The following is a 26,105-nucleotide window of genomic DNA, read 5'->3' as shown; positions in this document are numbered from 1 at the left end:
CTCCTCGACGCGCGCGTTCACAGACCCGGACCCTTGCTCCATGCCCTCCACGATCCCACCCGATCGCCCACGTGCGGCGGATCTGTACCCGATCGCTACCCCTGTCGAAACCGGAGTGTGACCTGCGCCCGCTCGGGCCCCGACTGTCTGGGCTAGCCGATGGTGAAGCAGGTGCGGCAGAAGTCCTCGCCGAATTCCGAGAGGCGAAGGCTCTTGCGCACGATCTTCGGCGCGCGTCCGGCCTTCTTGAGCGCCTCCTCGACCACCGGCTGCACCTCGAGCACCATGTAGCGGCTCAGCACCACCGGGTCGTCGGAGGTGAGGGTGAGACCGAGGCGGTTGAGGTTGATGAGGTAGGAGCGGGCCCGGTCGGGATAGCGCACGCCTGCCTGCTCGGGCACCGAGGTGAGGTCGCCCTGCACCAGTTCCGAGCCGATGCCGAGCGGGCGGTTGGTCCGCACGTCGACGGCGGGCTGGGGTCCGTTGAGGGCCATGAACCGCAGGATGCGGGCCTCGTCGGGGGCGATCTCGTCGAGGATGCGGTCGTAGGCCGGGTGCACGTCCTCGGTGAAGTACACGTCGGCCGAGCGGGCCAGCAGCGCGTCGCCGCGGCGGCGCAGTTCCTCGGTGGTGGTGGAGCGCAGGTACGGGCCGACCGCCAGGGACTGCTGGCCCGAACCGTTGGTGGTCGGCACATAGCTGACGATCTCGCGCACCGAACCCTCGGTGACACCGAGGGCGCTGCGGGCGATCGAGCGCAGCGCGTTGCCGGTGCGCTCGGCGATATCGGCCGACGACTCACCGTCGAGAGCGGCCTGCGCCAACTCCTTGGTGACTTCGTAGGTGGTGCCGACCGCCCACTGGCTGCCGCGCACGGCGGTGCCCGCGGCCAGTCCGGCCGCTCGGAACACGCCCCGGATCAGGCGGGCTTCGTTACTGATCTGCCGCTGCTCGACATCCGAGCTGCGCTCGACGGCGCGGGTACCGGCACGGGCCAGGTCCTGTCCGGTCCTGTCGTCTGTCAACGTCCTACTCCGAAGTCTCGCCGTGGACAACGATCGCCCACCAGATTATTGCCCGACCACGCTCCAGGCACAGTGCGGTCTACAGCGCGCCCCTGTCCGCGCCTCGATTGTGGCCTGTCACGAAATGTGGTGATGGTCATTGTTCCGACTCGGTGGGTCGAGTGCGGCATCCGCGACAGGTTCTGTGACTGATGTCTCAGACACTACCCTGTGGCCTGGAGCACGGCGAATGGACCCGGTTCCGTACCTCACAGTAGGGTCACCTCGCTGCGGGGGTGCTAGTTTTTGAACGCCGGTGAAGGCGGTGGTCACCGGGTATCGGCAGGAGGGTGTCGTAAGTGTTGGAAAGTGTGTTCGGTATCCATCCGACGCTCCTGCTCGAAATTCTGACCATCCCGTTGTTCACAGGCGTCATCGGTTACATCACCAACTGGACCGGCATTCTCATGCTGTTCCGGCCGCTCGAGTTCCACGGCGTCAAGCTGCCCGGCCTGCGCACGGTGTTTCCCTACCTGCCCAAGCGAATTCAGGTGCTGCCGCTGCTGAGTTACGACGGCCGCATCGGCTGGCAGGGCATCGTCCCCTCGCGTGCCGACAAAATGGCGAGCATCGCGGTCGACAAGGGGCTGTCGAAACTGGGCAGCGTCTCCGACTTCTACCGCGAACTCGAGCCGGACAAACTCGCCGAGCACCTGGCCGAGGTGGCCGACGCGCAGATTCGCGACATCGTCGAAGTGATCCTGCGTCGTGAGCATCCGCAGCTCTGGTACAACCTGCCCACCCAGGTCAGGGAGATGATCCACCAGCGGGTGCGTTCGCAACTGCCGGAGATCCTGCGCGAACTCACCATGGAACTCGGCACCAATATCGATCAGCTGCTCGATGTGAAGCAGATGGTGATCCGCTATTTCCAGGCACGCCCGCAATTGCTCAACCAGTTGTTCCAGGTGCTCGGCGCCAAAGAACTCCGATTCATGCAGAATTTCGGTTTCTATTTCGGCGCGCCCTGCGGTCTGCTGCTCGTACTCGCCCTGCACACGACCTCGCTCTCACCCCTGGTCGTGCTGCCGCTCGGCGGCATCGTGATCGGCTGGGTGGTGAACTGGGTGGGTCTGAACATGATCTTCGCGCCCGCCGAACCCAAGTGGTGGTGCCCGTGGCGGCAGGGTCTGCTCATCAAGCGTCAGCCCGAAATCACTTCCGGCTACGCGGCTTTGGTGTCGACCGAGGTGCTCACCGTCGCCAACATCGGTGACGAACTGCTCAACGGGCCGCGCTCGGACCGCACGCTGCAGATGCTCGAGGACACGCTGCGCCCGGCCGCCGACCGCGCCCTCGGCCCGGCCAGGCCCGCGGTGAAATTCATGCTCGGCAGCCGCGAATACGACTCGCTGCAGTCAACCCTCACCGCCGAGGCCATGACGATCGCGCCCATGGCCTTCGCCGACCCCGCGTTCAATGTCCAGCAGGGCCGCCAGGTCAACGAATTCATCGCCCGGCAAATGTCCGCGCTTTCGCCGCACGACTTCGTGGACATGCTGCGTTCGGCGATCAAACAGGACGAATGGTTGCTTTTCGTCCATGGCGGCGCGCTCGGGCTCATTGCCGGATACGCTCACATCCTGGTCTTCGGAACAGGAGTAGCGACGACATGGATGTAGACGACGGACCTCCGTCCACCGAACTGGTGCGACGGTCGGTGCCGTCGCCCGATGCCCGCCGCGGTGTGCTCCCGGTATCACCGGTGCGCACCGCACGCGCGGCTACGGGTGTTGCGCGCGTGGCGATCACCGCCGCGTCGGGGATGACGATGTGGACTCTCGACACGGCCCTCGGTGTCACGGTCACGGTGCTGCGCGGCAGTATCGCGGGTGCCCCACCCGCCGATGTGCTCGCCGACGCGCAGACCGAAGTACGCGACCGGCTGCGCAACGCCCTCGGACTTCCCCTGAGCGGGGAACAGCACGGTGGTTCCGGCATGCCGACGCTGCGCGAACAGGGCGCCGAACTGCTCCGCCTGTCGGCGAGTACCCATGCGGTGGCACCGGATTCGCATCCGGCCTACCCGGGCATCCTCGCCGAGATCACCCCCGACGAGGCGCGCATCCTGCGGTTTCTGCACGTGGACGGACCGCAGCCGTCGCTCGACGTGCGCACCGGACGTCAGCGGGCCTTCGGCGGCGAACGCCTCATCAGCGGGCTCACCATGCTCGGTGAGCATGCGGGCCTTCGCTTTCCGAACCGGGTGCCGCAATACCTGCCGAACCTGCGCAGGCTCGGACTCATCGAGTCCACCCGTGAGCCGGTGGGCAACCCGAGCCGCTACCAGCTCATCGAGGCACAGGAACAGGTGCGGGAGGCGTTGAAGCGCGCCAGTTTCGGCACCAAGGTGAGCTACCGCAGCATCGTGCTCACCGAGTTCGGCGCGGACTTCGTCCAGACCTGTTTACCGGTCGTAATCAACGATGGGCGAGAGACCGCAACCTAGCTCTCGGCCAGCTCGGCGAGTTCCATCCAGCGCTCTTCCGCCGCTTCCTTTTCCGCGACAACCTCTTTGAGTTCGGTGTTGAGCTTCACGAGTTTGTCCGGGTCGGTGGCGGCGTCGGCGAGGGCGGTGTGGAGTTTCTGTTCGCGCTCGTCGAGCTTGGCGATGGAACGTTCCAGGCGCGAGAGTTCCTTGCGCGCGGCACGGCGGTCGGCCGAATCCGTCGACGTCGCGGTCGACTTGGTGTTGATCGGCTTGGCGGCGTCGGTCTGCGCGGCGCGGCGGGTGAGGTACTGGTCGATACCGCCGGGCAGGTTGGTGAGTTTGCCGTCGCCGAACAGGGCCCAGGTGGAGTCACAGATCCGTTCGACCAGGTAGCGGTCGTGACTGATGACCACGAGGGTGCCCGCCCAGTTGTCGAGCAGGTCTTCGAGCTGCTGCAGGGTGTCGATATCGAGGTCGTTGGTCGGCTCGTCGAGCAGCAGCACGTTCGGTTCGGCCATCAGGATGCGGGTGAGCTGCAGGCGGCGGCGTTCACCACCGGAGAGGTCACCGACCGGGGTGCGCTGACGGGCGGGGGTGAACCCGAGCCGCTCGGCGAGCTGACCGGCCGAGATCTCCTTGTCGCCGAGCATGATTCGCTGCGCGATCTGCTGCACGGCCTCCAGCACCCGCATATCGGTGGGCAGGTCGTCGAGTTCCTGACGCAGCCAGCCGATCTGGACGGTCTGACCCTGGATCCGCTTGCCCGTGGCCGGTTCCGCGTCGCCGGCCAGGGCGCGCAGCAGCGTCGTCTTGCCCGAACCGTTCACGCCGACGAGACCGACCCGTTCGCCGGGCGCGAGCCGCCAGGTGAGGTCGCTGACCAGCTCGCGGCCGTCGGGGGTGGTGAGGGTGGCGTCCTCGAGCTCGATCACCACGCGTCCGAGACGTTTGCGGGCGAAGGCGGCCAGCGAGACGGAGTCGCGTGGCGGCGGCACATCGGCGATCAGCGCCTCGGCGGCCTCGACGCGGTAGCGCGGCTTGGAGGTGCGCGCCTTGGCGCCCCGGCGCAGCCAGGCCAGTTCCTTGCGGGCCAGGTTGGCGCGGCGCGCCTCGGAGGCATCGGCCTGGCGGGCGCGTTCGGCGCGGGCGTAGATCCAGTCGCCGTAGCCGCCCTCGTAGGTCTCCACCTTGCCGCCGACGACCTCCCAGGTGCGGGTGGCGACGGTGTCGAGGAACCAGCGATCGTGGGTGACGACCACCAGCGCGGTACGACGGGCGATCAGATGCTGGGCCAGCCACTGCACACCCTCGATGTCGAGGTGGTTGGTCGGCTCGTCGAGCACCAGCAGGTCGAGGTCGCGCACGAGGGCGGCGGCCAGCGCGACGCGGCGGCGTTCCCCACCGGACAGGTTGGTGACCGGGGTGTCGAGGCCGAGGTCGGCGATGCCGATGCCCTCGAGCACGGTGCGGATGCGCGCGTCGGCGGCCCACTCGTGTTCGGCGATGTCGACGGTCGACAGGTCGTCGGACAGTCCTGCGAGCACGACCGACCCGATCGTCGCCCCCTCGGGCAGCACACCGCGCTGGGTGACCACGGCCATCCGCAGCCCACCGACCCGGCTCACCCGGCCGCTGTCGGGCGGCTCGAGACCCGTCAGCACCTCGAGCAGCGTGGTCTTACCGCCACCGTTGAGACCGACCACCCCGATTCGTTCCCCGGCGTGGATACCGAGGGAGACGTCGTCCAACAGCGGCTTGATGCCGAAGCTCTTGGAGACTTGTTCGAGGTTGATCAGGTTCGACATAGGTGTTCTTCGCCCGCCTTCCGCGTGACTATCCGGCTGGGCCGAGCCTACTCACCCACTCAGGGCCCGCCGCGTTCAGTGCGCTTCGTGGTCGAGCACGCGCGCGCCGGGTACCGGGCCGCTCGCGGTGCGCACGCTGCGGCACACGCCCGCTCCGGCCAGTTCGGCGGCTACCGCGATGGCCGCTTCCTCCGTCTCACACAGGAACGCGCAGGTCGGACCGGACCCCGACACCAGCCCGGCCAGCGCACCGGCGCCGACCCCGGCGCGCAGGGTGCGGCGCAGTTCCGGTTTCAGGGAGAGGGCGGCTGCCTGCAAATCGTTGCCGAGTAGCGGGGCGAGGGCGTGCGGGTCGCCTGCGGCCAGGGCCTGTAGGAGTTTCTGCGGGTCACCGAGGCGCGGCGGGTCGCCTTCCGCACGCAGACGGTCGAGTTCGCGGAAGACCGACGGGGTGGACAGCCCGTCCTTGGCGAGGGCGAGTACCCAGTGAAAGGTGTTGCGCGACAGCACCGGAAGCAGCCGTTCACCACGGCCGGTGCCCAGTGCGGTGCCACCGTGCAGGGCGAACGGCACGTCGCTGCCGAGCTCGGCGGCGACCGAGGCCAGTTCGTCGCGGCCGAGGCCGAGGTCCCACAGCTCGTTGAGCCCGACGAGCGCGGCAGCCGCGTCGGCGCTGCCGCCCGCCATACCACCGGCCACCGGGATGCCCTTGGTGATGGCGATCTCCACGAGTGGCGCACGCCCGGCCAGGTGGGCCAGCGCGACGGCGGCCTGCCAGACGAGGTTGGTCCGGTCGGTGGGGACCTGCGCCGCGCCCTCGCCTGTCACCCGGACGGTGAGCGAGGCGGCAGGGGCCAATCGTAGGTCGTCGGACAGGGATAATGCCTGGAAGACCGTGGTCAGGTCGTGGTACCCGTCGGCGCGCAGATCACCGACTCCGAGATGCAGATTCACCTTCGAAGGAGCGCGCACGACGACCGGGCTGGGCACAACTGACAGCACGATCACCAAGCGTAACCGGTAGTACCGACGAGTATGTGTGCCGAAACGGCCGACCGGTCGGTGGGTATTCGCGATGGACGAACCGAGGGCTTGCGCTCGATACCGCCGGGGGGTATGTTCATTCGTGTCGGGGGCATACCCCGGGACCGTATATTCGAGCGAAGGAGTCGGCCATGGCCACCACCACTTACACCGTCACGGGGATGACCTGCGGACACTGCGTGAGCTCGGTCAAGCAGGAGATCGGCAAGATCGACGGCGTCACCAGCGTGGACGTCGACCTGGCCAGCGGACTGGTACGCGTCGACAGCGCGAACGAGGTGTCCGACGCCGACGTGGCCGCCGCCGTCGACGAGGCGGGCTACGAACTCGCCCGCTGACCCTGCTGTGGCCCGCACCGACGGCGTGCGGGCCACAAGGACTCAGCCCTGAGCGGCCAGTTTCACGAACGCGGCGGTCTCGAGAGTCTCGCCACGCGCCGTCGGATCGATACCCGCGGCGACGAGCCTGCGCTCGGCCTCGGCGGGCGAACCCGCCCAGCCGGACAGCGCCGCCCGCAAGGTCTTTCGCCGCTGGGCGAAGGCCGAGTCGATCACCTCGAACACCCGCCTGCGATGCGCGTCGTCCATCGGCCACGGCGGTTCGGCATACCGATCGATGCGGACCAGGCCCGATTCCACCCGGGGCACCGGCCAGAACACCTGCGTACCCACATGACCCGCGCGCCGGACCTTGCCGAAGAACCCCGCCTTGACACTCGGCACCCCGTACACCCGGTTGCCCGGTTCGGCGGCGAGCCGATCGGCCACCTCGGCCTGCACCATCACCAGCGAGACCTTGATGCTCGGCAATTCGGCGAGCAGGTGCAGCAGCACCGGCACGGCAACGTTGTACGGCAGGTTCGCCACCAGCGCGGTCAGTTCGGCGGGCAGCTGATCGGCGCGCACACGCAGCGCGTCGGCCTCCACCACCCGCAGATTCCCGACCAGGTCGGGAGCGCGATCGGCGACGGTTTCGGGCAGGTAGTTCGCGAGCACCGGGTCGATCTCCACGGCGACCACCTGGTCGACCACATCGAGCAGGGCAAGCGTCAGCGAGCCGAGACCGGGACCGACCTCGAGTACCGTGTCGCCCCGACCGACGCCCGCCGCGGACACGATGCGCCGCACCGTGTTCGCGTCGTGGACGAAGTTCTGCCCGAGCTGTTTGGTCGGTCGCACGCCGAAGCGTTCGGCCAGCGTACGCACCTCGGCGGGGCCGAGCAGCGCGGCGGGACCGCGAGCGGAATTATCGGGTTCGGGCACTGCTAGAACTTACCAACCTCGCCGATCGGGCAGCTCAGCGCTGTGGTGGGGCGGCGTTGACACGGGCGAGGAAGGCGTCGATGGCATCGAGCTGGGCCGGTGTCACCGAGCCGTGTGTGCCGGTGCCGGGCAGCACCTGGTGGTCCACTCCGTTCACGGCGAACTGGGCGACGAGTGCCGCGTGCAGCGGGGACGGGACGATCGTGTCGGTGACATTCATGGTCAGCAGGATCGGCGCGTCGTAACCGCTGGTCGGCAGGGCCATGTAGGCCGCGAGTGGACCGCGCAGCGGTTCGATCGGACGGACGAACAGGTCGCGCGAGGTGAGCCCCTTGGTCTCGGCGACGATCGTGTCGAGGCACTGGCCCGCGGCCGCGTCGATGACGGCCTTGCCACGCGGCGTCAGATAGGAGTCCACGTCGAGTTCGGGGTGGGTGGCGCGCAGACCAGCGAGGATGCTGACGAGGAAGATCGTGCTCCCCGGCGGGCCGGGCACGTCCGGTCCCATGAACGGCAGGACCTTCTCGACATCGGAGGCGGCATCGATGGCGACCGTGCCCCGGAAATCGAGTTCGGGAGCGTAGGAGGACTGGACGTGGGCCGAACTCAGCGCCGCGTGTCCGCCCTGGGAGGTACCGACCACGCTCCATGTCCGCGACAGGTCGGGGTCGGCAGCGCGGGCCGCGCGGACCAGATCGATGGTCGCGGTCGCCTCGCTGCGCACCTCGAGATACGGGTGCGGACCGGTATCGAAGCGGCCCAGACCCAGGTAGTCGGGCGTGACGACGGCGAAGCCCTGCTCGACGAACCGTTTGATGAGCCGGTCCTCGGCCGCACGCTGGGTGGGGAACGGCGCGGTCTCCGGGTCGGCCTGACCGCCGCAGCCCCGGCCGGAGCCGGAACTGCCGTGGTCGTAGGCGATGATCGGCCAGCCGGTGGCGGGGGCCTCACCGCTCGGGAGGAACAGCGCACCGCTGGCCGGACGGGCGACGCCGGACGAGTCGGTCATCCAGTACTCGATGGACGAGCCGCGATCCAGGCCGTGCCAGCCCGCCGCCTCGGCCTGCGCCGAGATGAGCGAGCCGGGCGTTTCGGCGGACGCGGGAGCGAGACCGGCGAGCAGCGCGGCCGAGGTCAGGGCCGCGACAACGGCCGCTCGGATCGGCTTGTCAGACATGGACTCGTCTCTCCACCAGGGGATCATGAACTTGGACGAGTGTACAGATAGGCGGTTGTCGTCAGCGTGCTCTAGTCAGGAATTCGTCGATGGCCACCCACATCGCCGGGTTCAGCTGGGTGTGGCTGCCGGTCCCGACCACCGTCTCGAATGCCACGCCGCCCGCGGCGAACTGCGCCGCGAGCGCGGCGTGCAGCGGGGACGGCACGGTCCGGTCGGTGGCGTTCACCAGCAGCAGGATCGGCGCGTCGTAACCGCTGGTCGGCACGGCCATGTAGTCGGTCATCACCGAGCGCAGCGGTTCCTCGCCGAGCGAGCGCGACAGCAGGTCGCCGAGATAAAGATCGGCGACCCGGTCGTCGATGGCGTCCTGGCACAGCGAGCCGATCTCGTCGAGCACCTGGCGGCCCAGCGGGCTGAGGTAGCTGTCGACCTGCGCCTCCGGCCGGGCGGCACGCAATCCGGCGAGAATGCTCGCCGAGAAGCCGAGGGTGCCGCCGCTCACGCGGTCCGGGTTGCCCGGGCCGAGCAGCGGGGCGACCTTCTCCACATCCGAGGCCGGGTCGACGGCGATGGTGCCGCGGAAATCCAGCTCCGGCGCGTAGCTCGCCTGCCGGTGTGCGGTGGCGAGCGCGGCGTGCCCACCCTGCGACATGCCCGATGCCAGCCACACCGGCGAGAGCTCCGGATGCACCGACCGGGCGGCGCGCAGCAGGTCGAGCGTGGCGGTCGCCTCGGTATCGATGTCGAGGTACGGATGTGGGCCCGTGTCGAACCGCCCCAGTCCCAGATAATCCGGGGCAACCACCGCGAACCCGCGTGACACCACGTGCCGGATGAATTCGTTCTGCCCCACTTGCGATTCCGGCCACGGCGCACCCGCCGGATCCGATTGCCCACCACAACCGGCACCGAGCCCGGTGGTGCCGTGGTCGTAGGCGACGATCGGCCACCCACCCTCGGGCGCGGTGCCGTCGGGCAGATACAGCACACCACTGGCCGGCTGGGTAGCCCCGCCGATTCCCCTGGTCGAGTAGTCGATGATCTCGGCGTCCAGCCCGCGCAGCACCGCAGAAGTCACCGCGAGCACCTCCCCGGGCGACTCCGCTCGCGCGCCCGGCGCACAAATCCCGAGCCCCACCGAAACAGCCACCGCCGCAGCCGCGCATCGCAACGCCGAAACACCGCGCATCTCAACCACCCGTCGACTCGTCCGAAGCCGACCCCACCGCACGAGCACAGCAGACCCGGCGAAACGAGAGCACGCTACCCCACGGCAATCCCCCGCCGTGACAGCGACTGCCCGCATCGCGGCTATCCGCGGAGACGCTCACCGCCCCGTGTCACCTGGATGCCGGTTTCGCTGATCCGCCCGAGGAGCTCCAGTATCGCGCGGTCGATGCCAGGCCGGTCCATGTTGGCATTCACCCACAGCTCACCGCCGAACACCTGCCTCGCCCTGGTACCGACCCCATAAGCTGATGTAGAGACAACCCCGCTCAATTCAGCTGCCGACGCTCCCCCACGTTCCGCCACGATCTCGACCAGCTCACGAAGAACTGCCGCACCGGTGTAGACCTTTTCTTCCTGCTCCGGCCCTGCTCCAATTATTCGATAGATCCGCAGCTTTCCTTGCACGCGCGGTAGCCTGAGTCTGAAATTTCGATGCGTGAACGATCCCGCCCTCGCAGATTCGACGTATTCGTAACCTAAAGCGGCCAGCAGATCATCATTCACGCGACGAACACGCGACGGCGAAAGCCGGTATTCCATCAGCGTTTCCACTCGATCGGAGTCGACGGATTCCAAGACGGCGCGCAGTTTTTCTATGGATGTCAAATTCAGCCGCAACAGTCGGTCGAGCAATGCACTCAAGCCTTCCGGGCTGCCGTCTGCCAACTCTGGGTATCGCTCAGCAAGAAACAGACGCAAGCTGTCCAGGTCGATAGCGACGTTCTCGATGCCCGCGCCTTCCGAAACCACGGCAGGTATCTCGACGTCTCCGGTGGTCTGATAGGCGGTCGGCCCGCTTCCTGGCTCTGCCGACTTCAGCAGCTTCCCGATCCGATCGAAGGTGTGGTCCAGGTACCAGCGCAGACCGCCCGCCTCGATGAACAGTCGATCAATTTCTCTCTGCCGGTTCTCCGGCAGTAACGAATACACACTATTGCGCGACGGGTCGCTCTTATAACGAACGTCGTGTTCGTACTCCGCCCAAGCATGCCCCGCCACCGTACGCACCTGAATTTCTAGGGCATGTCGCTCGCGCAAATAGTTCATCAACTCCGGGAAGCGCGCCAGAACATCAGCCCTCAAGAATCCGGTGACAATGAAGTGCCAGCTATCGTATCCGTTGTTCTTCAGCAGGCCGGGATTTTCATCCCCACCGAGCACGAAGTTGGCTCGAATAACCTCTTTGGTATCCTCCCGGGCCGACTCTTCGAACACGATCACTCGCGCAGCGATGCAATCCTGGATTCCCACAACAGGATCCTTGTATTTGCGCTCACCGCATTTATCGACCCGCTCAGATTTTTTTCGATAGGAGTCGATATCCTTTACGCGCGACTCGATATTGTAGATGGCGGTTACCCCACCTTGCTCCAATACATCACCGAGGTAACGCTTCAGGTCTTCTGCCGCGATTCGGTAGCGCGTATGCGCTTCGGCGTAGTCCCAGAGATGGCGAGGAACAACTTTTTCTTCGTATCCCTCCACCGTTCCCCTGCCCGCAGTTCGTCGCTACCGCGATGACAGTACCTCAGGGAAGACAAGCACCGAGCCGAAAAGCAATGCGCAGCAAGCATATTCCGGGCACGGGCAGAACTGATCAGCTCAGGCCGAGGCGGCCGGTGCAGGCGGGCCAGGCGCCCCAGCCCTGACGGGCGCGGGTCACTTCGGCGATGGCGATCTGTTCCTCGCGGGTGGCCAGGTCGGCGCGGGGGGCGTACTTGAGGCCGCCCTGGCGTTCCCAGGTGCTCTGGTCGAACTGGATGCCGCCGTAGTAGCCGTTGCCGGTGTTGATCGACCAGTTGCCGGTCGACTCGCACTTGGCCAGCGCGTCCCAGATGTCGCCGTCGCGGACCGGCGGCACCTCGGTGCCGGGCTTGGCGCCCTTGCGGATGGTCTTGGGCTGGGCGGGGGTGATGACCTTCGAATTGGTCTGCACGCGATGGGCTTCCACACCGTTGATCATGGTCACCGCGAAGGTCGCCTCGTGCAGGCCGGGCGCACCGGGGTTCTCCACGACGGTGCGGCTCATGTTCATCGTGACGTCCTCGATCACCTGCTCGGCGGGTTCCAGCGGCAGGGTCTCGGTGCGCTCCTCGATGCGCTGACGGGTCACGGTGACCTTCATATCGCCGGTGAGCGGAGTGCTCGCGGCGGGCTCGGCGAAGTCCTGGTCTTTGAGCGGGATACCCGCGGCGGTGAGGAAATCGCCGACGGTCGGGGCGGCCAGGCGCACGTCGACCGGTTCGCCACCACCGTCGACGACGGTGAGGGTGCGCGGGGTGTACACGCTCAGCGCGGCACCGGCCAGCGGCAGCTTCTCGGTGCGGGTGGGCACCACGTGGGTGTCGGCCGGAATCTGCATCTGCGCGAGCGCCTCGCCCGCGGTGATGCCGGTGGTCCATACCTTGCGTTCGGCGCCGTCGACGATCACCGTGATCTCGCGGCCGCGGTTGAGGGTGATGGTCGCGCCGTCGGACACCTTCGTGCCGGCCGCCGGGCGGACGTCGTCGTGTTCGGTGAGTTGGTAGCCCGCGTCGTCGAGGATCGCGCGCACATCGCGCGACATCGTGGTGAGCTCGACGCGTTCTCCGTCGACCACGATCGCCACGGTCTTGTGGTTGACGATGGCCATCGAGGCGCCGACGAGCAACACCAGCAACAGGGCCGCCGCCGCCGCGTACAGCAGCGGCGAGCGGGACGAGTTGATCCGTGCGAAAGCCGACATGGTTACGGAACGATAACGAGCATGTCGACGTGGGACAACAGGGTGCCGCCCGATCAGCGGGACCCCACATCACGATTCGATATAGACATCGCAGGTAGATAACGGCTTCGACACAGAAATGTGAGCCGAAACACGTTTATCGTCCAGCCCCCTGACAACCGGGCGAAACGGACTCAGCGAATGCGATAGAGCCTTCGGGCGTTGGCCGTGGTCGTCTCCGCCAATTCGACCGGGTCCTGTTCGCGGATCTCGGCGAGCGCGCGCACCGTGTACGGCAGGCAGTACGACTCGTTCGGCGCCCCGCGATACGGGTGCGGCGTCAGATACGGCGCGTCGGTTTCGACCAGGATCTGATCGTCGGGCACCAACTTGGCCGCCTCACGCAATTCGTGCGCGTTCTTGAAACTCACCGTTCCCGAGAAACTGAGCACATACCCCTCGGCCACACACGCCTGCGCCATATTCGCGTCCGAGGAGAAGCAGTGGAAGATCACCGTGTCGGGCGCGCCCTCGTCGAGCAGCACCGTCAGCAGGTCGTGGTCGGCCTCACGGTTGTGGATCATCAGCGGCTTGCGCACCCGCTTGGCCAGGTCGATATGCCAGCGGAAACCTTCGATCTGGGTCTCGATGTCGGCGCAGCCGTCGAGTTTGCCCGGCCAGTAGTAGTCCAGGCCGGTCTCCCCGATCGCGACGACGCGGGGGTCGGTGGCGAGGTTCTCCAGCTCGGCCATGGCCTTGTCGTCCAGGGCGTTCGCGCGGGTGGGGTGCAGCGCGACGGCCGCGTACACGCGCGGGTCCCAGTGCGCGGCCCGTACCGCCCACTGCGCGGCGGCGAGGTCGTCGGCGACCGTCACCACATGGCCGACCCCGACGGCGGCGGCCCGGTCGACGATCGCGGTGGTCGAGGCGGCATCGGTCGCACCACAGGCGTCGAGGTGGGTGTGCGCGTCGATCAGCGGCGCGAGCGGTGCGGGAGGAGGCGGAGCCGGACGATTCTGGTTTGCCACGCGGATTACAGTAGTTGCCATCATGAGCGAGCGAAGCGAGCAGCAGCCGGCCTTCTACATCACCACGGCCATCGCCTACCCGAACGGTGCGCCGCATATGGGGCACGCGTACGAGTACATCTCCACCGACGCGCTTGCCCGCTTCAAGCGTCTCGACGGCTACGACGTGTTCTTCATGACCGGCACCGACGAGCACGGCCAGAAGATGCAGCAGACCGCGTCCGCCGAAGGCGTTCCCGTCCAGGAACTGGCCGCGCGCAACTCCGACGTGTTCGAGGCCATGGACAAGGCCCTCGACGTCTCGTTCGACCGGTTCATCCGCACCACCGACGAGGACCACAAGGCCGCCAGCGTCGCCATCTGGGAACGCATGCTCGCCAACGGCGACATCTACCTCGACAACTACTCCGGCTGGTACTCGGTGCGCGACGAGGCGTTCTACACCGAGGAGGAGACCACCCTCCTCGACGACGGCACCCGCGTGTCCACCGAGACACAGACCCCGGTCACCTGGACCGAGGAGTCGAACTACTTCTTCAAGCTCTCGCAGTACCAGGACAAGCTGCTCGAGCTCTACGAGACGCGCCCCGAATTCATCGCCCCGGCCACCCGGCGCAACGAGATCGTGAGCTACGTCAAGGCCGGCCTGAAGGATCTGTCGATCTCGCGCACCACCTTCGACTGGGGTGTTCCGGTTCCCGGCCACCCCGATCACGTGATGTACGTGTGGGTCGACGCGCTCACCAATTACCTGACCGGCGTGGGCTTCCCGGACACCGACTCCGAACGGTTCCGCAAGTTCTGGCCGGCGAACGTGCACATCATCGGCAAGGACATCACCCGCTTCCACACGGTGTACTGGCCTGCGTTCCTGATGTCGGCTGGGATCGAACTGCCGGAGCGCGTGTTCGTGCACGGATTCCTGTACAACAAGGGCGAGAAGATGTCGAAGTCGACGGGCAATATCGTCGACCCGCTCGAACTGGTCTCCACCTACGGTCTCGACCAGGTGCGTTTCTTCCTGCTGCGTGAGATCTCCTACGGCCAGGACGGCAGCTACAGCAACGAGGCCATCGCGGGCCGCATCAACAGCGACCTGGCCAACGAATTCGGCAACCTGGTGCAGCGCAGCCTGACCATGGTCAACAAGAACTGCGACGCCAAGGTCCCCACGCCGGGCGAATTCACCGCCGACGACCGCGCCCTGCTCGACCGCGCGGCGGGCCTACTCGACAAGTGCCGCACCGAATTCGACGCCCAGCAGATGCACCTTGCCCTGGAAGCCGTCTGGCTCACCCTCGGCGAGACCAACCGCTACTTCTCCGCCAATGCACCCTGGGCCCTGCGCAAGTCGGGCACCGAGGAAGACCTGGCGCGCATGGCGACGGTCCTCTACGTCACCCTCGAGGTGGTCCGCACCGTCGCGATCCTCGTCCAGCCGGTGATGCCGGGCTCGTCCGCGAAGATCCTCGACCTCCTCGGCCAGGAGGCCCGCACCTTCGCCGACATCCCCACCCCGCTCGTCCCCGGCACCGACCTCCCGGCCCCGGAACCGGTGTTCCCCCGGTACGTGGAGCCGAAGGAGTAGATGAAACCTGAGGGCAGAACGTCAGATGCCCTCGTCGAGGATCGAGCGGATCTCGCGGACGGATCGAGGAGCGTTCGCGAGGTCTAGCGCCCGCAGGATGTCATCGACGGTGACGGGCGGATTCTTCCGCCGACCAACCATTTCGATCAGACTCGAGAGGACCACGCTCGGGTTGAGATCGAGCACGTCGAGCAGAAAGTCGTCTGACGCGATGGCATGGATCCCCCACCGCTCGAGAGCCTCATCCGGGAAGTGCCTGACGTTGTCCGTGATGATCGCTGCGGCATTGCCCCGTACCGCTGCAGCGACGACGTGCCTGTCGCACGAGTCAGGGAGCCCTGTCACGCAGTGCTCCAACGGTTCCCAACCCTTTACACAGGCGTCCTCGAAAGCTGCGTTCATGCCATCGACGCGGCGGGCGATCCGTTCCTCGGTCATGCGTGGGTTGACCTTCACCACGGCTCGCGAAATCTCATCGAGGATGAGATCACTCCACAGCGGGCAGAATGCATGCCTGTGAGCAAGCGTGAGAAGTAGATCGGATTTCACGATGGGAACGAGCACACAAGCATCGAGAACCACCCGAAATCCTGACATCAGATCTCGGAACTGCGCGCTGAGCGTGCCTCCCGAATCGCTTGGAGATAGTCCTCCGGAGGAGGATCGTAGAGGCCGTCGTCCTCGGCGTCGCTGACCAACTGGTCGAGCACACCGCTGCGTTCGGCTCGCCGCCTTTGCTGGTACTCGAGCACATCGCTGAGCAGCAGTCGCCGGTGGCGGCTGCCGGACGGCTTGTCGCAAGGCAGCTTTCCCGCTTCCAGCAACTTGATCAGCGTCGGGCGGCTGATCCCGAGCAGATCCGCGGCCTGCTGGGTGGTCAGGCGCTGCTCTACCGGCGCGATGGTGACGGCCCGGCGTTTCCGCATGGCGCCGACCACTTGGACCAAGACCTCGTACACCTCGGCAGGCAGCGGAATCTGCTCTCCGTCGGGTCCGAGCAGAGCCGCCGGCTCGGTGTGCTGTTCAAGGAATCTGGAAAGGTCCAGCAGTTCACGCAGATCTTCCGGCGGCAGGACGGTGCCGTTCCTGAGAATCTCGCGATTCGTGCTGGTCATAGACCAAGCATGACGGTAATTCGAAAAATTCGCAACCTACTTCCAGGTCTCGAGCAGACGGGTCGCTTCAGTCGCTAGCGCCGCCTGGAGGAAGGGGCCGAAGCTGATTCGGGCTACCCCGAGGCCGGCGAAATAGGACTTGGCGGGAGTGCCCGGTTGGCCGATCGCGTTGACCGGGCGCGGCAGTTCGGTGGTGAGGCGGCGCAGGGTTTCGTCGCTGTGGCGGCCGACGGGGTACAGCACGTCGGCACCAGCTTCGGCGGCGAGGGTCAGGCGGGCGATGGCACGGTCGACGCGGTCGGCTTCGTCGCCGTCCTGGCGCAGGAACAGGTCGGTGCGAGCATTGACGACCACGTGCACGCCGGTGGCGTCGGCGGCCTCGCGCAGGCCGCGCACCAGGTCGGCGTGCTCCTGGGCGTCGCGCAGCCGCTTACCCTCGCTGTGCACGGTGTCCTCGATGTTGAGGCCGACGGCACCCGCCCCGAGCAGGCCGTCGATGAGCTGCAACGGTTCGAGGCCGTACCCGGATTCGATGTCGACCGACACCGGCACCTCCACCGAGGCGGTCACCTGCGCGACACGCGCGAGCAGTTCGTCGAAGCTCATCCCCTCGCCGTCGGGCCGACCGATCGAGTCCGCGACCGGATGGCTGCCCATGGTCAGTCCCGAAAATCCCGCACCCACAGCGACATTCGCCGACCAGGCGTCCCACACCGTGGGCAGAACCACCGGGTCGCCGGGACGGTGCAGCGCGAGCAGGGACTTGGCGCGGGTCTCGAGTGAAGTCATACCCGCGATGATGCCCCAGCCGCGCGGCAGTGGCTAGGCGCAGCCACTTTTGGGTGGGCAGTTCAGATGCACATCGAGCACGCGCGCGCCCGGCCCCTCCGCGCCGAGGCGGTCGTGTTCGTTGACGAGCTTGCACGAACCGAGCGACAGGCAGCCGCAGCCGATGCAACCGGTGAGGTTGTCGCGCAGGCGCGTGAGCTGGGTGATTCGTTCGTCGAGATCCGCACGCCAGGTGGTCGACACGGCCTCCCAATCGCGTCGAGTCGGTGTGCGGCCCTCGGGCAGCCGGTCGAGCGCGGAGCGGATATCGCTGAGCGGGATGCCGACGCGCTGGGAGATGCGGATGAACGCCACCCGCCGCAACGTCTCGCGTGCGTAGCGGCGTTGATTGCCACTGGTTCGACGACTCGTTATGAGACCTTCGCGTTCGTAGAAGTGCAACGCGGACACTGCAACTCCACTACGCTCGGAAAGCTGCCCGGGGGTCAGCTCCTTCGTTTGCCAATCGGCCGTCGTCATTTCCTGTCTCCTCCCGCTTTCACCTCAACCATACTTGAGGTACTTGTGTGGTGTACGAAAACGGGGTGACTCGGTGCGGGTCCTCCTGGCAGGCGCGCCCCGCTCGCATTACGGTTTCGGCATGGGAACGGACTCGCGCCTGGCTGTCACCTCCGAGGTCGGCACATTGCGCACGGTGCTGCTGCACCGGCCCGGCGATGAGCTGCGCAGGCTCACCCCGAGCAACAACGATCAGCTGCTCTTCGACGGCATCCCCTGGGTGGAACGCGCCCAGGAGGAACACGACGCCTTCGCCGCCGTCCTGCGCGGGCGCGGTGTGGAGGTGCTGCTGCTCGCCGACCTGCTCACCGAAACCCTCGCGACCAGCGGCGCCGCCCGTATCCAGGGCATCTCCGCCGCCGTCGACGCGCGCAGGCTCGGGCACGATCTCGCCGACCAGCTCGCCGCCGAACTCCGCAAGGTCGAGGCGCCCGAACTGGCCGACATCCTCATGGCCGGAATGACTTTCGACGAACTGCCGTTCGGCCCCGACTCCACGTCGCTGGTGCGACGGATGCATCACGGTGCCGATTTCGTCATCGACCCACTGCCCAACCTGCTGTTCACGCGCGACTCGTCGTTCTGGGTCGGTCCCAAGGTGGCCATCACCTCCCTCGCCCTGCCCGCGCGCAGTCGCGAAACCTCCATCACCGACCTCGTCTACGCCTTCCACCCCCGTTTCCTCGGCGTGCGCCGGGCCTACGAGTCGCACACGGCCCCCATCGAAGGCGGTGATGTGCTGTTGCTCGCTCCCGGCGTCGTCGCGGTGGGCGTGGGTGAGCGAACCACCCCCGCGGGTGCGGAAGCATTGGCGCGCAGCCTTTTCGACGACGACCTCGCGCACACCGTGCTGGTGGTGCCGATCGCCCAGAACCGCGCGACCATGCACCTGGACACCGTGTGCACCATGGTCGACACCGATGCGGTGGTGATGTACCCCGGTGTACGGGAAACCTTGCAGGCGTTCACGATTCGCCGCGAGGACGGCTTCGCCGGACGTGGTGACACCGAACGCATCAGCATCAGCGGCCCCGAACCCTTCCTGCCCGCCGCTGCCGCCGCGATGGGTATCCCGAACCTGCGGGTGATCGACACCGGCCGCGACGGGCCCGCCGCCGAACGCGAGCAGTGGGACGACGGCAACAACACCCTCGCGCTCGCCCCCGGAGTCGTCGTGGCCTACGAACGCAACGAGATGACCAACTCCCGCCTGACCGACGCGGGGATCGAGGTGCTCACCATCCAGGGGTCGGAGCTGGGGTCCGGGCGCGGCGGCCCCCGATGCATGTCCTGCCCGCTGTCCCGAGACGAGGTGTGATGTTCCACGTCGAGCTGTCCGCCGATTCCACCCAGCCGCCCTACGAACAGTTGCGGATGGCGGTGATCGAACAGGTCCGCGCGGGCACGCTCACGGCGGGCACCAAGATCCCCACCGTGCGGGCGCTGGCCGCCGACCTCGGTATCGCACCCAACACCGTCGCCCGCGCCTACCGTGAACTCGAGGCCGACGGTGTACTCGAAACCCGTGGCCGCCAAGGCTCTTTCATCGCCTCGTCGGGCGACCCGACCCGCGATATCGCCGGCCGCGCCGCCGTCGAATATGTGACGACCATCCGCAGGCTCGGCCTCACCGACAGCGACGCCATCGACTTCGTCCACCGTGCTCTCGGCTGAGAGGGGTCAGCGCCAGCTCGGTAACCAGAGATGGTCCTGCCAGGTGGCGGGGCTGATCGGCATCCCGGTGAGAATGGGCCACAGCCAGACGAAATTCGCGATCACCAGGCCCAGGTAGATGGAAACGATCAGCAGCCCGAGGGCGTAGCGCTCGTCGACCGGCGCGGGCAGGTAGGTGCCCGTCGGGCTGCGTGGTATCCCCACCGGCCGCGACGAACCGAGGATGTCGCCGAGGACCAGCGCGACACCCATCACGAGGAACGGGGCGAGCACGACGGCGTAGAAGAAGTACATCTGCCGGTCGAGGGTGAGGAACCAGGGCAGCAGACCGGCACCGTAGCCGACGAGCACCGCCGCGTACCGCCAGTCCCGCCGGGTGACGCTGCGCCAGATCATCCAGCCGAGCGCAGGCAGCGCGAGCCACCACAGCGCCGGGGTGCCGATGGCCATCACGGCCTTCACACACTGTGCCTCGCCGCATCCGGTGACGGTGCCGTCGGCGTAGTAGTAGAGCATCGGGCGCAGACCCATCGGCCAGGTCCACGGCTTGGATTCCCACGGGTGGTGATTGCCCGCCGAATTGGTGAGAGTCGAATGGAAGTCCAGGGTTTCGCCCTGGTAGTACCAGAGCGAGCGCAGGGCGTCGGGCAGGAACGCGAACGCCCCACCGGTGCCGACCTGATTGCCGACCGCGTGCCGATAGGTGCCGGTCTCACTGGCGAACCACGCCCAATACGACGACAGGTACACCACGAGCGGAATGACGACGAGGGCGTACAACGCGGGCCCCACATCGCGCACCAACGTGCCGACCCACGGCCTGCGCACCCCGTACGCGCGCCGGGCGCTCACATCGAACGCCACGCTCATCAGCCCGAAGAACATGATGAAGTAGATGCCCGACCATTTGGTTCCACAGGCCAGACCGAGCAGCACACCGGCGCCGAAACGCCACCAGCGCACCCCCAGCCGCGGACCCCAATCGGTGAGCCCGACGCGACCGGCCAGATCCGCGGCGGCCATTCGCTCACGCACCTCGTCTCGATCGACGATCAGGCAGCCGAACGCGGCGGTGACCAGCAACGCCATGAAGATGTCGAGCATGCCGATGCGCGAGGACACGAAGGTGAGGCCGTCGGCGATGAGCAGGATGCCCGCGAACGCGCCGATCAATGTGGAGCGCGACATCCGGCGCACGATCCGGATCACCAGCAGCACCAGCACGGTGCCTGCCAGGGCGGCGGTGCCGCGCCAGCCCCAGGCGTTGTAGCCGAACAGGGCCTCGCTGACGGCGATGAACTGCTTGCCGACCGGCGGGTGCACGACCAGGCCGTAGGCGGGGTTGTCCTCGACTCCGCCGCCGGTGACCATCTGCCAGGCCTGCGGGGCGTAGTGCTTCTCGTCGAAAACCGGTGTGCGCGCGTCGGTCGGATAGTTCAGGTTCAGGAAGCGGGTGATGCCCGCGATCACCGTGAGCACCAGGGTGACCGCCCAGCCCCGCGCGGTGTCGAGCGGCCCGAAATCGGGGGCGGGTCGCAGCGGCACCGGGCTCACCACGGCCGACACCGGGCGCGTCGAACGGGCTTCGGTCACCGGGATCACGCCCCGATCGTAGGCGGTGCCACCGACTCGGGCCGAGCCGACACCGGTCGGGACCGGGTCACCTGACAGAATGGACGTCGCGCCATCCACTGGCACCGCGCGCCGCACGCACGCCTGCGGCCGAACTCCCGGAGAGGCGGAACCCCACCGTGTTGGTCCTAGCGGCAACCCCGATGGGCGATATCGGCGATGCTTCGCAGCGTCTGCGCGACGCGCTCGGCACGGCCGATGTGGTCGCCGCCGAGGACACCCGCCGCACCAGATCGCTCGCCAAGGCGCTCGGGGTGGAGATCACCGGGCGCGTCGTGAGCTTCTACGACCATGTCGAGACCGCCCGCATCCCCGCCCTGCTCGACGACATCGCGAGCGGGCTCACCGTGCTCCTGGTGACCGACGCGGGCATGCCGTCGGTGAGCGACCCCGGTTATCGGCTGGTGGCCGCCGCCGTGGCACGCGACCTGCCCGTCACCTGCCTGCCCGGCCCGTCGGCCGTCACCACCGCGCTCGCCCTGTCGGGCCTGCCGGTCGAGCGTTTCTGCTTCGACGGTTTCGCGCCGCGCAAAGGCGGCCAGCGCCGGGAGTGGTTGCGCACCTTGGCTTCCGAGCAACGCGCCTGCGTCTTCTTCGAAGCGCCGCACCGCCTCGCCGACTGCCTCGCCGACGCCGTCACCGTCCTCGGCCCCGACCGCCGCGCCGCCGTCTGCCGCGAACTCACCAAAACCTACGAAGAGGTCGTCCGCGGCACCCTCGGCGAACTCGCCGAATGGGCGGTCGACGGCGCGCGCGGCGAAATCACCGTGGTTCTCGAAGGCGCCCAACCGGTTTCGGCCGAACCGACCCAACTCGTCGACGAAGTCGAAACCCTCGTCGCGAGCGGTATGCGCCTCAAAGACGCCTGCGCGGAGGTATCGGCAGGCCGAGGCGCCTCCCGTCGCGAACTCTACGACGCCGTACTCGCCGCCCGCTCCGCCGAGTGAGGACGAACGCGGTCAGCGGTTCAGGACCGCGAGCATGCCTGCCACCGCCCGGGGCCAGGTGAATTGTTCGGCGCGGTGGCGGGCGGCCTGGCGGCGGTCGGTGGTCGGCATGGCGAGGACGTCGGTGACGGCTCGGGCGAAGGCTCGGGGGCGGTCGGCGGCTACGGCGCCGCATTCGGCGGTGATGATGTCGGCCAGGGCCGAGGAGCGGCTGGCCACCACGGGGGTGCCCGCGGCCAGGGCTTCCAGGGCGGCGAGGCCGAAGGTTTCGTGGGGGCCGGGAGCCAGGGAGACGTCGGCGGTGGCGAGCAGGGTCGCCACCTCGGTGCGGTCGCTGATGAAACCGGTGAAGTGCACGGCTGGTTCGCCGCCGGGTAAGGGCGGCAGGGTGCGGGCGCGGCGTTCGAGGGATTCGCGGCGGGGGCCGTCGCCCGCGACGACCAGGCGGGTCGGCATGCCCGCACGGTGCAGGGCGCCGATCGCCTCGATGCTGCGGTCCACCCGTTTCTCCACCGACAACCGGCCGCAGTGCACGAGCAGTGGATAGCCGTCCACGCCGAGGTCGGCACGGAGCCGCCGGTCGCGCCTGCGCGGGCTGAACAGGTCGAGGTCGACACCGAGCGGGACCAGTTCGACATTGGGGGCACCGATCCGCAGGAACTCCTCGCGGGCGAAATCGGTGGTGCACACGACCATGTCGTAGTCGTCGGCGGTGCGCCGGTTGGCCACGTCGGCGCAGCGCCGGGCGGCGGGCCCGGGGAGCACCTGACCGAGCAGCCGGTCGAGCCGTTCGTGCGAGATCATCACGCTGGTCACGCCGCGCCGCCCGGCCCAGCGCCCGAAACCACGCAGCGTGAGCCGGTCCGACACCTCGAGCACATCGGGGCGCAGCCCGGCGAGTACGTCGGCCACCGCCCGCGGGTCGGCCGCGCGGTATCCGCCGGTGAACGGAATACCGAACGCGGGCAAGGTGATTCGCAAAGCACCCGTCGACAGCACTTCCTCGCTGCGGCGCGGACCCGGCACGATCAGCACCACTTCGTGCCCGGCGGCCACATACCCTTCCCCCAGGTGGTGCAGCGCGGTGCGCAACCCACCGGATCGTGGGCCGTAGAAGTTCGCTAGCTGCACGATGCGCACATGCCGATGGTCCAGCCGTCCGGGTTACTCGCGGCTCCTGCCCGTGGAATGGCACGTGAACACCCGTGAAAGAGCCGCTTAACCCGATTCGCCGTCGACCGCGGGCCGGACCCGGAGCAATCCGTGCCCGGTCGCGGCGGTGGTGACCGTCGCCAGCTCGGCGTGCGCGCGGATCCACTCGCCCTCGGCGAAGCGCACCCGCAGCGTGAGCCGCCGCGGCGTTTCCGGAGCGTTCACCAGCTCCGCGCAGGCGGCACGCAACGCGGTCAGATCGGCGGGGTCGATGGTCGGTCGTTCGACGGCCCAGCGATCCAGCGGTGGCGGTGGATCAGCCACCCATTCGTAGATGACGCCGCTGGCGAGCAGGATCAGCCCGGCGCCGACATCCACTCCCTTGGACACGGCGCGCAGCATCGCGACCTCGAGGTCGACCGTCTCGCCGCCGAGTTCGGGGACGGCGTGCATCAATCCGCTCACCCGGCGCAGCTCCGGCCGGGCCCGCGCAACCATCTGGAAGCGGCGGACCTGTTCGTCGTCGCCGAGCACGTCGACCGCTCCCTGCCAGCGCCCGCCGGGCTCGAGGGTGCTCGCCATCGCGAAATAGTCGACCCGGCCGTCGAAACGGACCATGCGCCCGAACGCCTCGGGCGGTGTGCGCACCACCCGCACGGCCCCGGGCTCGCTCGCGAAGATCAGTTCCTCCAGACCCGGCCCGTGATGGGCGAGTTCGGTGCGGGCATCCCAATCCCAGGCGGCGACGTGACGGCGTGGCGGCACGGGCGCGTCGGCCTGCCCGATCCAGACCTGAACGCCGTGTGTCCCGCCCAGTGCGCATCGCACCGGTTCGACGACAACGACGGTGTCGCCGAGACGTGCGGATTCCCGGCCGCGCACCGCGTCGAGCAGCAGTTTCGCCTTGGCGGGACCGATCGCGCGTGACCAGCGTCGGGGGGCGATCCATTCCCTGATCCGCGTGTCGTCGGCGACAAGAGCCGGTTCGAGATCCTCGGTGAGGGTCTCGACCAGTAACCACCCGTCGGCGGTCATTCAGCTGGGCGCCACGCCGCGTCCGGCACGTGGCAGATCGAGATCGAGCGGAATGCGCCCCTCTCGAAGCTGAACCTCGACCTCCTCGGCGGGCATCGGGCGTGCGATCAGGAATCCCTGGGCGCGGTAGCAGCCGAGACCCACAAGGGTTCGGGCCGCCATCGGCGTCTCCACACCCTCGCCGACCACGCCGAGCCCGAACGAACCGGCCAGGCCGATAATGGATTTCACGATCGCGAGGTCGTCGTTGCTGTCGCCGAGGCGCTGCACGAAACCCCGGTCGATCTTCACCGCGTCCACCGGCAAGGCCTTGAGATGCGACAGCGAGCTGTAGCCGGTGCCGAAGTCGTCGATGGCGATCTGCACGCCCATCCGCTTGAGCCCGCGCAGGGTCACCCGGGTGCGCACCAGGTCCTGTACGACGACATGTTCGGTGATTTCGAGGCACACCGAGCTGCCGTCTATCTCGAACAGGCGAAGGATGTCCTCGATCCGCTCGACGAAGTCGGCGCTCACCAGCTGCACCGGCGACACATTGATCCGGATGACGACATTGGCCGCCAAGCCACGCCGCCGCCAGTCGGCGAATTGGGAGCAGGCCGAGCGGATCACCCAGCGACCGAGCTCGCCCGCCAGGTTGGTCGCCTCGGCCACCGACACGAACGCACCGGGCGGTAACAGGCCACGGGTGGGATGCTGCCAGCGCACCAGCGCCTCGAGCGCGACGATCCGGCCGGTACGCAGGTCGACCTCGGGCTGGTAGTGCAGGATCAGCGACCCGTCGGAGACCGCGCTGCGCAGGTTAAGCTCCACGTCGTCCTGGAGTTCGAACTGCGCGCGCATGGCGTCGGTGAACACCGCGACGCCGTTGCCGCCACCGGATTTGGCGGACAGGAGGGCGTGATCGGCTCGGCGCAAGACGTCCGACACCGAGGTCTCGCCCGGAATGCCCAGTGCCACACCGACACTCACACCACGGCTCACCGACTCCTGGCCCACCGACACGCGGCGCCCGATGAGTTGCTGAATGCGCGCGGCCTCGAGTTCGGCGGCGACCGCGTCCATCGGCTCGGCGGGCACGATCACGAATTCGTCGCCACCGAGGCGGGCGATCATGTCGTCGGGCCCGAGGTTCTGTTTCAGCCTGCGGGCGAGGGTGCGGATGAAATTGTCGCCCGCGCTGTGGCCGAGGAAATCGTTGAGTGCCTTGAGCCGGTCGAGATCGAGAAAGAAGGTGGCGACGGGACCGGGGTTTTCGGGGGCGAGCCTGCGCTCCATGTATTCGAGCAGGGCGCGGCGGTTGGCCAGCCCGGTGAGATCGTCGTGCAGGGCGATATAGCGCAGCTTCTCCTCGGCGACCACGCGCGCCTGCAGTTGCGCGAACAGGGCGGCGATCGCCTTGAGGACATTGAGTTCACGCTTGGTCCAGGTGCGGTCGCCCATCTTCACGAAGCCGAGCACACCGGTGGACTCTCCCCGCGAAACCAGCGGCACACAGGCCATGGCGACCTGCGGAATGCCGGAGGACTTGCGGATCGTTTCCTGGTAGTCCTCACTATCGTTACCGGGCCGAACGATCAGCGGTTCGGTGGCGAATTCGAGAGCGCGGAATACCGAGTCGGCCTTGTCGAACTCCACCACCCGTAACGGGTCGGGCACCGGCGTATCCGCGCGCTGCGGCCATTCGGCGACGAGCACGGTGGCGCGGCGGGTGCGGTCGGTATGGCGCAGATAGCTGAAATCGACGTCGAAATGTTCGACGAGTGCGGCGAGCACTCGCTCGCTCGCCGCCACCATGGTCGTGGCGTCGACACCCATCAACTCGGAGGCGACCTCGGTCACCAGTGAGTCGAGCGATTGCCGATGC

At 67.6% G+C, this 26,105-nt stretch carries 24 protein-coding genes; 7 read left to right on the top strand and 17 right to left on the bottom strand.

Annotation, left to right across the window (positions count from 1 at the left end):
• Positions 1–152: 152 nt before the first annotated feature.
• Entirely contained in the window at positions 153–1,025 is an 873-nt protein-coding gene (locus tag AB0F86_RS12420; RefSeq protein ID WP_084456787.1) for an Abi-alpha family protein, read from the bottom strand.
• 338 nt (positions 1,026–1,363) lie between these two features.
• Here AB0F86_RS12420 and AB0F86_RS12415 point away from each other — a divergent pair, with 338 nt between their 5' ends.
• Both AB0F86_RS12415 and AB0F86_RS12410 read left to right on the top strand, forming a co-directional pair.
• Positions 1,364–2,686: a hypothetical protein gene (locus AB0F86_RS12415; RefSeq protein WP_181696684.1), complete on the top strand. Its 1,323-nt coding sequence runs from the start codon at positions 1,364–1,366 to the stop codon at positions 2,684–2,686.
• On the top strand, positions 2,677–3,513 hold the full coding sequence (locus AB0F86_RS12410) for an Abi-alpha family protein (protein ID WP_181696685.1): 837 nt from the start codon (positions 2,677–2,679) through the stop codon (positions 3,511–3,513). Before AB0F86_RS12415 ends, AB0F86_RS12410 begins: the two co-directional genes overlap by 10 nt.
• Here AB0F86_RS12410 and AB0F86_RS12405 read toward each other — a convergent pair.
• The gene (locus AB0F86_RS12405) at positions 3,510–5,300 is read right to left on the bottom strand and encodes an ABC-F family ATP-binding cassette domain-containing protein (protein WP_181696686.1); all 1,791 of its coding nucleotides are present in this window, start codon (positions 5,298–5,300) and stop codon (positions 3,510–3,512) included. The two genes, AB0F86_RS12410 and AB0F86_RS12405, sit on opposite strands and share 4 nt — an antisense overlap.
• A gap of 75 nt (positions 5,301–5,375) precedes the next feature.
• Entirely contained in the window at positions 5,376–6,302 is a 927-nt protein-coding gene (locus AB0F86_RS12400; protein ID WP_225278675.1) for a 4-(cytidine 5'-diphospho)-2-C-methyl-D-erythritol kinase, read from the bottom strand.
• 173 nt (positions 6,303–6,475) lie between these two features.
• On the opposite strand from AB0F86_RS12400, the gene AB0F86_RS12395 reads away from it, so the two are divergent.
• Complete coding sequence (locus tag AB0F86_RS12395) at positions 6,476–6,682, top strand: cation transporter (RefSeq protein ID WP_181696688.1); 207 nt, start codon at positions 6,476–6,478, stop codon at positions 6,680–6,682.
• A gap of 42 nt (positions 6,683–6,724) precedes the next feature.
• Here the strand turns inward: AB0F86_RS12395 and rsmA are convergent, their stop codons facing one another.
• The 6 genes from rsmA to AB0F86_RS12365 all read right to left on the bottom strand — a co-directional run bounded on the left by rsmA (position 6,725) and on the right by AB0F86_RS12365 (position 13,769).
• The gene (gene rsmA / locus AB0F86_RS12390) at positions 6,725–7,606 is read right to left on the bottom strand and encodes a 16S rRNA (adenine(1518)-N(6)/adenine(1519)-N(6))-dimethyltransferase RsmA (protein WP_356985839.1); all 882 of its coding nucleotides are present in this window, start codon (positions 7,604–7,606) and stop codon (positions 6,725–6,727) included.
• 34 nt (positions 7,607–7,640) lie between these two features.
• On the bottom strand, positions 7,641–8,783 hold the full coding sequence (locus AB0F86_RS12385) for a lipase family protein (protein WP_356985840.1): 1,143 nt from the start codon (positions 8,781–8,783) through the stop codon (positions 7,641–7,643).
• A gap of 61 nt (positions 8,784–8,844) precedes the next feature.
• Positions 8,845–9,864 carry an alpha/beta fold hydrolase gene (locus AB0F86_RS12380; protein WP_356985841.1) on the bottom strand — a complete coding sequence of 340 codons (1,020 nt, stop codon included), beginning with the start codon at positions 9,862–9,864 and terminating at the stop codon, positions 8,845–8,847.
• Positions 9,865–10,097: 233 nt separating this feature from the next.
• Positions 10,098–11,501 (bottom strand): hypothetical protein, encoded by a 1,404-nt coding sequence (locus AB0F86_RS12375; protein ID WP_181696691.1) that lies wholly within the window; start codon positions 11,499–11,501, stop codon positions 10,098–10,100.
• A 112-nt stretch (positions 11,502–11,613) separates the two neighbouring features.
• Positions 11,614–12,741 carry a transglycosylase family protein gene (locus AB0F86_RS12370; protein WP_356985842.1) on the bottom strand — a complete coding sequence of 376 codons (1,128 nt, stop codon included), beginning with the start codon at positions 12,739–12,741 and terminating at the stop codon, positions 11,614–11,616.
• A gap of 173 nt (positions 12,742–12,914) precedes the next feature.
• On the bottom strand, positions 12,915–13,769 hold the full coding sequence (locus tag AB0F86_RS12365) for a TatD family hydrolase (protein WP_067485497.1): 855 nt from the start codon (positions 13,767–13,769) through the stop codon (positions 12,915–12,917).
• 1 nt (position 13,770) lies between these two features.
• Here AB0F86_RS12365 and metG point away from each other — a divergent pair, with 1 nt between their 5' ends.
• Complete coding sequence (gene metG / locus AB0F86_RS12360; protein WP_356985843.1) at positions 13,771–15,336, top strand: methionine--tRNA ligase; 1,566 nt, start codon at positions 13,771–13,773, stop codon at positions 15,334–15,336.
• A 21-nt stretch (positions 15,337–15,357) separates the two neighbouring features.
• On the opposite strand, the gene AB0F86_RS12355 is transcribed toward metG, so the two are convergent.
• From AB0F86_RS12355 to soxR, 4 genes are read right to left on the bottom strand one after another with little or no spacing between them, the layout of a single operon-like run.
• Complete coding sequence (locus tag AB0F86_RS12355) at positions 15,358–15,918, bottom strand: PIN domain-containing protein (RefSeq protein WP_356985844.1); 561 nt, start codon at positions 15,916–15,918, stop codon at positions 15,358–15,360.
• Between the two features lie 14 nt (positions 15,919–15,932).
• A complete protein-coding gene (locus AB0F86_RS12350; protein WP_225278668.1) occupies positions 15,933–16,451 on the bottom strand; it encodes a helix-turn-helix domain-containing protein in 519 nt (172 codons plus the stop codon).
• A 36-nt stretch (positions 16,452–16,487) separates the two neighbouring features.
• A complete protein-coding gene (locus tag AB0F86_RS12345) occupies positions 16,488–17,240 on the bottom strand; it encodes an isocitrate lyase/phosphoenolpyruvate mutase family protein (protein WP_356985845.1) in 753 nt (250 codons plus the stop codon).
• 33 nt (positions 17,241–17,273) lie between these two features.
• A complete protein-coding gene (gene soxR / locus AB0F86_RS12340) occupies positions 17,274–17,759 on the bottom strand; it encodes a redox-sensitive transcriptional activator SoxR (RefSeq protein ID WP_067485487.1) in 486 nt (161 codons plus the stop codon).
• A gap of 121 nt (positions 17,760–17,880) precedes the next feature.
• Between soxR and arcA the strand changes: the two genes are divergently transcribed.
• Entirely contained in the window at positions 17,881–19,116 is a 1,236-nt protein-coding gene (arcA, locus tag AB0F86_RS12335; RefSeq protein ID WP_356985846.1) for an arginine deiminase, read from the top strand.
• Positions 19,116–19,472: a GntR family transcriptional regulator gene (locus AB0F86_RS12330; RefSeq protein ID WP_181696698.1), complete on the top strand. Its 357-nt coding sequence runs from the start codon at positions 19,116–19,118 to the stop codon at positions 19,470–19,472. Before arcA ends, AB0F86_RS12330 begins: the two co-directional genes overlap by 1 nt.
• A 6-nt stretch (positions 19,473–19,478) precedes the next feature.
• Here AB0F86_RS12330 and AB0F86_RS12325 read toward each other — a convergent pair whose 3' ends face one another.
• Positions 19,479–21,074, bottom strand: a complete 1,596-nt coding sequence (locus AB0F86_RS12325) for a phospholipid carrier-dependent glycosyltransferase (RefSeq protein WP_356985847.1) — start codon at positions 21,072–21,074, stop codon at positions 19,479–19,481.
• 149 nt (positions 21,075–21,223) lie between these two features.
• On the opposite strand from AB0F86_RS12325, the gene rsmI reads away from it, so the two are divergent.
• Positions 21,224–22,051, top strand: a complete 828-nt coding sequence (gene rsmI / locus AB0F86_RS12320; RefSeq protein ID WP_356985848.1) for a 16S rRNA (cytidine(1402)-2'-O)-methyltransferase — start codon at positions 21,224–21,226, stop codon at positions 22,049–22,051.
• Positions 22,052–22,063: 12 nt separating this feature from the next.
• Here rsmI and AB0F86_RS12315 read toward each other — a convergent pair whose 3' ends face one another.
• The 3 genes from AB0F86_RS12315 to AB0F86_RS12305 all read right to left on the bottom strand — a co-directional run bounded on the left by AB0F86_RS12315 (position 22,064) and on the right by AB0F86_RS12305 (position 26,056).
• Positions 22,064–23,191: a glycosyltransferase gene (locus tag AB0F86_RS12315; RefSeq protein ID WP_356985849.1), complete on the bottom strand. Its 1,128-nt coding sequence runs from the start codon at positions 23,189–23,191 to the stop codon at positions 22,064–22,066.
• A gap of 78 nt (positions 23,192–23,269) precedes the next feature.
• Positions 23,270–24,238, bottom strand: a complete 969-nt coding sequence (locus tag AB0F86_RS12310; protein WP_356985850.1) for a GAF domain-containing protein — start codon at positions 24,236–24,238, stop codon at positions 23,270–23,272.
• Positions 24,239–26,056: an EAL domain-containing protein gene (locus AB0F86_RS12305; protein ID WP_067485939.1), complete on the bottom strand. Its 1,818-nt coding sequence runs from the start codon at positions 26,054–26,056 to the stop codon at positions 24,239–24,241. It abuts the gene before it with no gap.
• Positions 26,057–26,105: the final 49 nt, after the last annotated feature.

The sequence above is a fragment of the Nocardia sp. NPDC023733 genome, from assembly GCF_040639775.1.
GTDB classification, from domain to species: Bacteria; Actinomycetota; Actinomycetes; order Mycobacteriales; family Mycobacteriaceae; genus Nocardia; species Nocardia rosealba.
The sequence above is the reverse complement of the archived record's forward strand: the minus strand, read 5'-3'. Positions and strand labels throughout refer to the sequence as shown.

Excerpts from the sequence above, each read along its gene's own strand:
- AB0F86_RS12410 (WP_181696685.1), top strand. The coding sequence starts at position 2,677 with ATGGATGTAGACGACGGACCTCCGTCCACCGAACTGGTGCGACGGTCG.
- AB0F86_RS12405 (WP_181696686.1), bottom strand. The coding sequence starts at position 5,300 with ATGTCGAACCTGATCAACCTCGAACAAGTCTCCAAGAGCTTCGGCATC.
- AB0F86_RS12395 (WP_181696688.1), top strand. The coding sequence starts at position 6,476 with ATGGCCACCACCACTTACACCGTCACGGGGATGACCTGCGGACACTGC.
- AB0F86_RS12385 (WP_356985840.1), bottom strand. The coding sequence starts at position 8,783 with ATGTCTGACAAGCCGATCCGAGCGGCCGTTGTCGCGGCCCTGACCTCG.
- AB0F86_RS12370 (WP_356985842.1), bottom strand. The coding sequence starts at position 12,741 with ATGTCGGCTTTCGCACGGATCAACTCGTCCCGCTCGCCGCTGCTGTAC.
- AB0F86_RS12365 (WP_067485497.1), bottom strand. The coding sequence starts at position 13,769 with ATGGCAACTACTGTAATCCGCGTGGCAAACCAGAATCGTCCGGCTCCG.
- metG (WP_356985843.1), top strand. The coding sequence starts at position 13,771 with ATGAGCGAGCGAAGCGAGCAGCAGCCGGCCTTCTACATCACCACGGCC.
- AB0F86_RS12350 (WP_225278668.1), bottom strand. The coding sequence starts at position 16,451 with ATGACCAGCACGAATCGCGAGATTCTCAGGAACGGCACCGTCCTGCCG.
- AB0F86_RS12345 (WP_356985845.1), bottom strand. The coding sequence starts at position 17,240 with ATGACTTCACTCGAGACCCGCGCCAAGTCCCTGCTCGCGCTGCACCGT.
- soxR (WP_067485487.1), bottom strand. The coding sequence starts at position 17,759 with ATGACGACGGCCGATTGGCAAACGAAGGAGCTGACCCCCGGGCAGCTT.
- arcA (WP_356985846.1), top strand. The coding sequence starts at position 17,881 with ATGGGAACGGACTCGCGCCTGGCTGTCACCTCCGAGGTCGGCACATTG.
- AB0F86_RS12330 (WP_181696698.1), top strand. The coding sequence starts at position 19,116 with ATGTTCCACGTCGAGCTGTCCGCCGATTCCACCCAGCCGCCCTACGAA.
- AB0F86_RS12310 (WP_356985850.1), bottom strand. The coding sequence starts at position 24,238 with ATGACCGCCGACGGGTGGTTACTGGTCGAGACCCTCACCGAGGATCTC.
- AB0F86_RS12305 (WP_067485939.1), bottom strand. The coding sequence starts at position 26,056 with ATGGGTGTCGACGCCACGACCATGGTGGCGGCGAGCGAGCGAGTGCTC.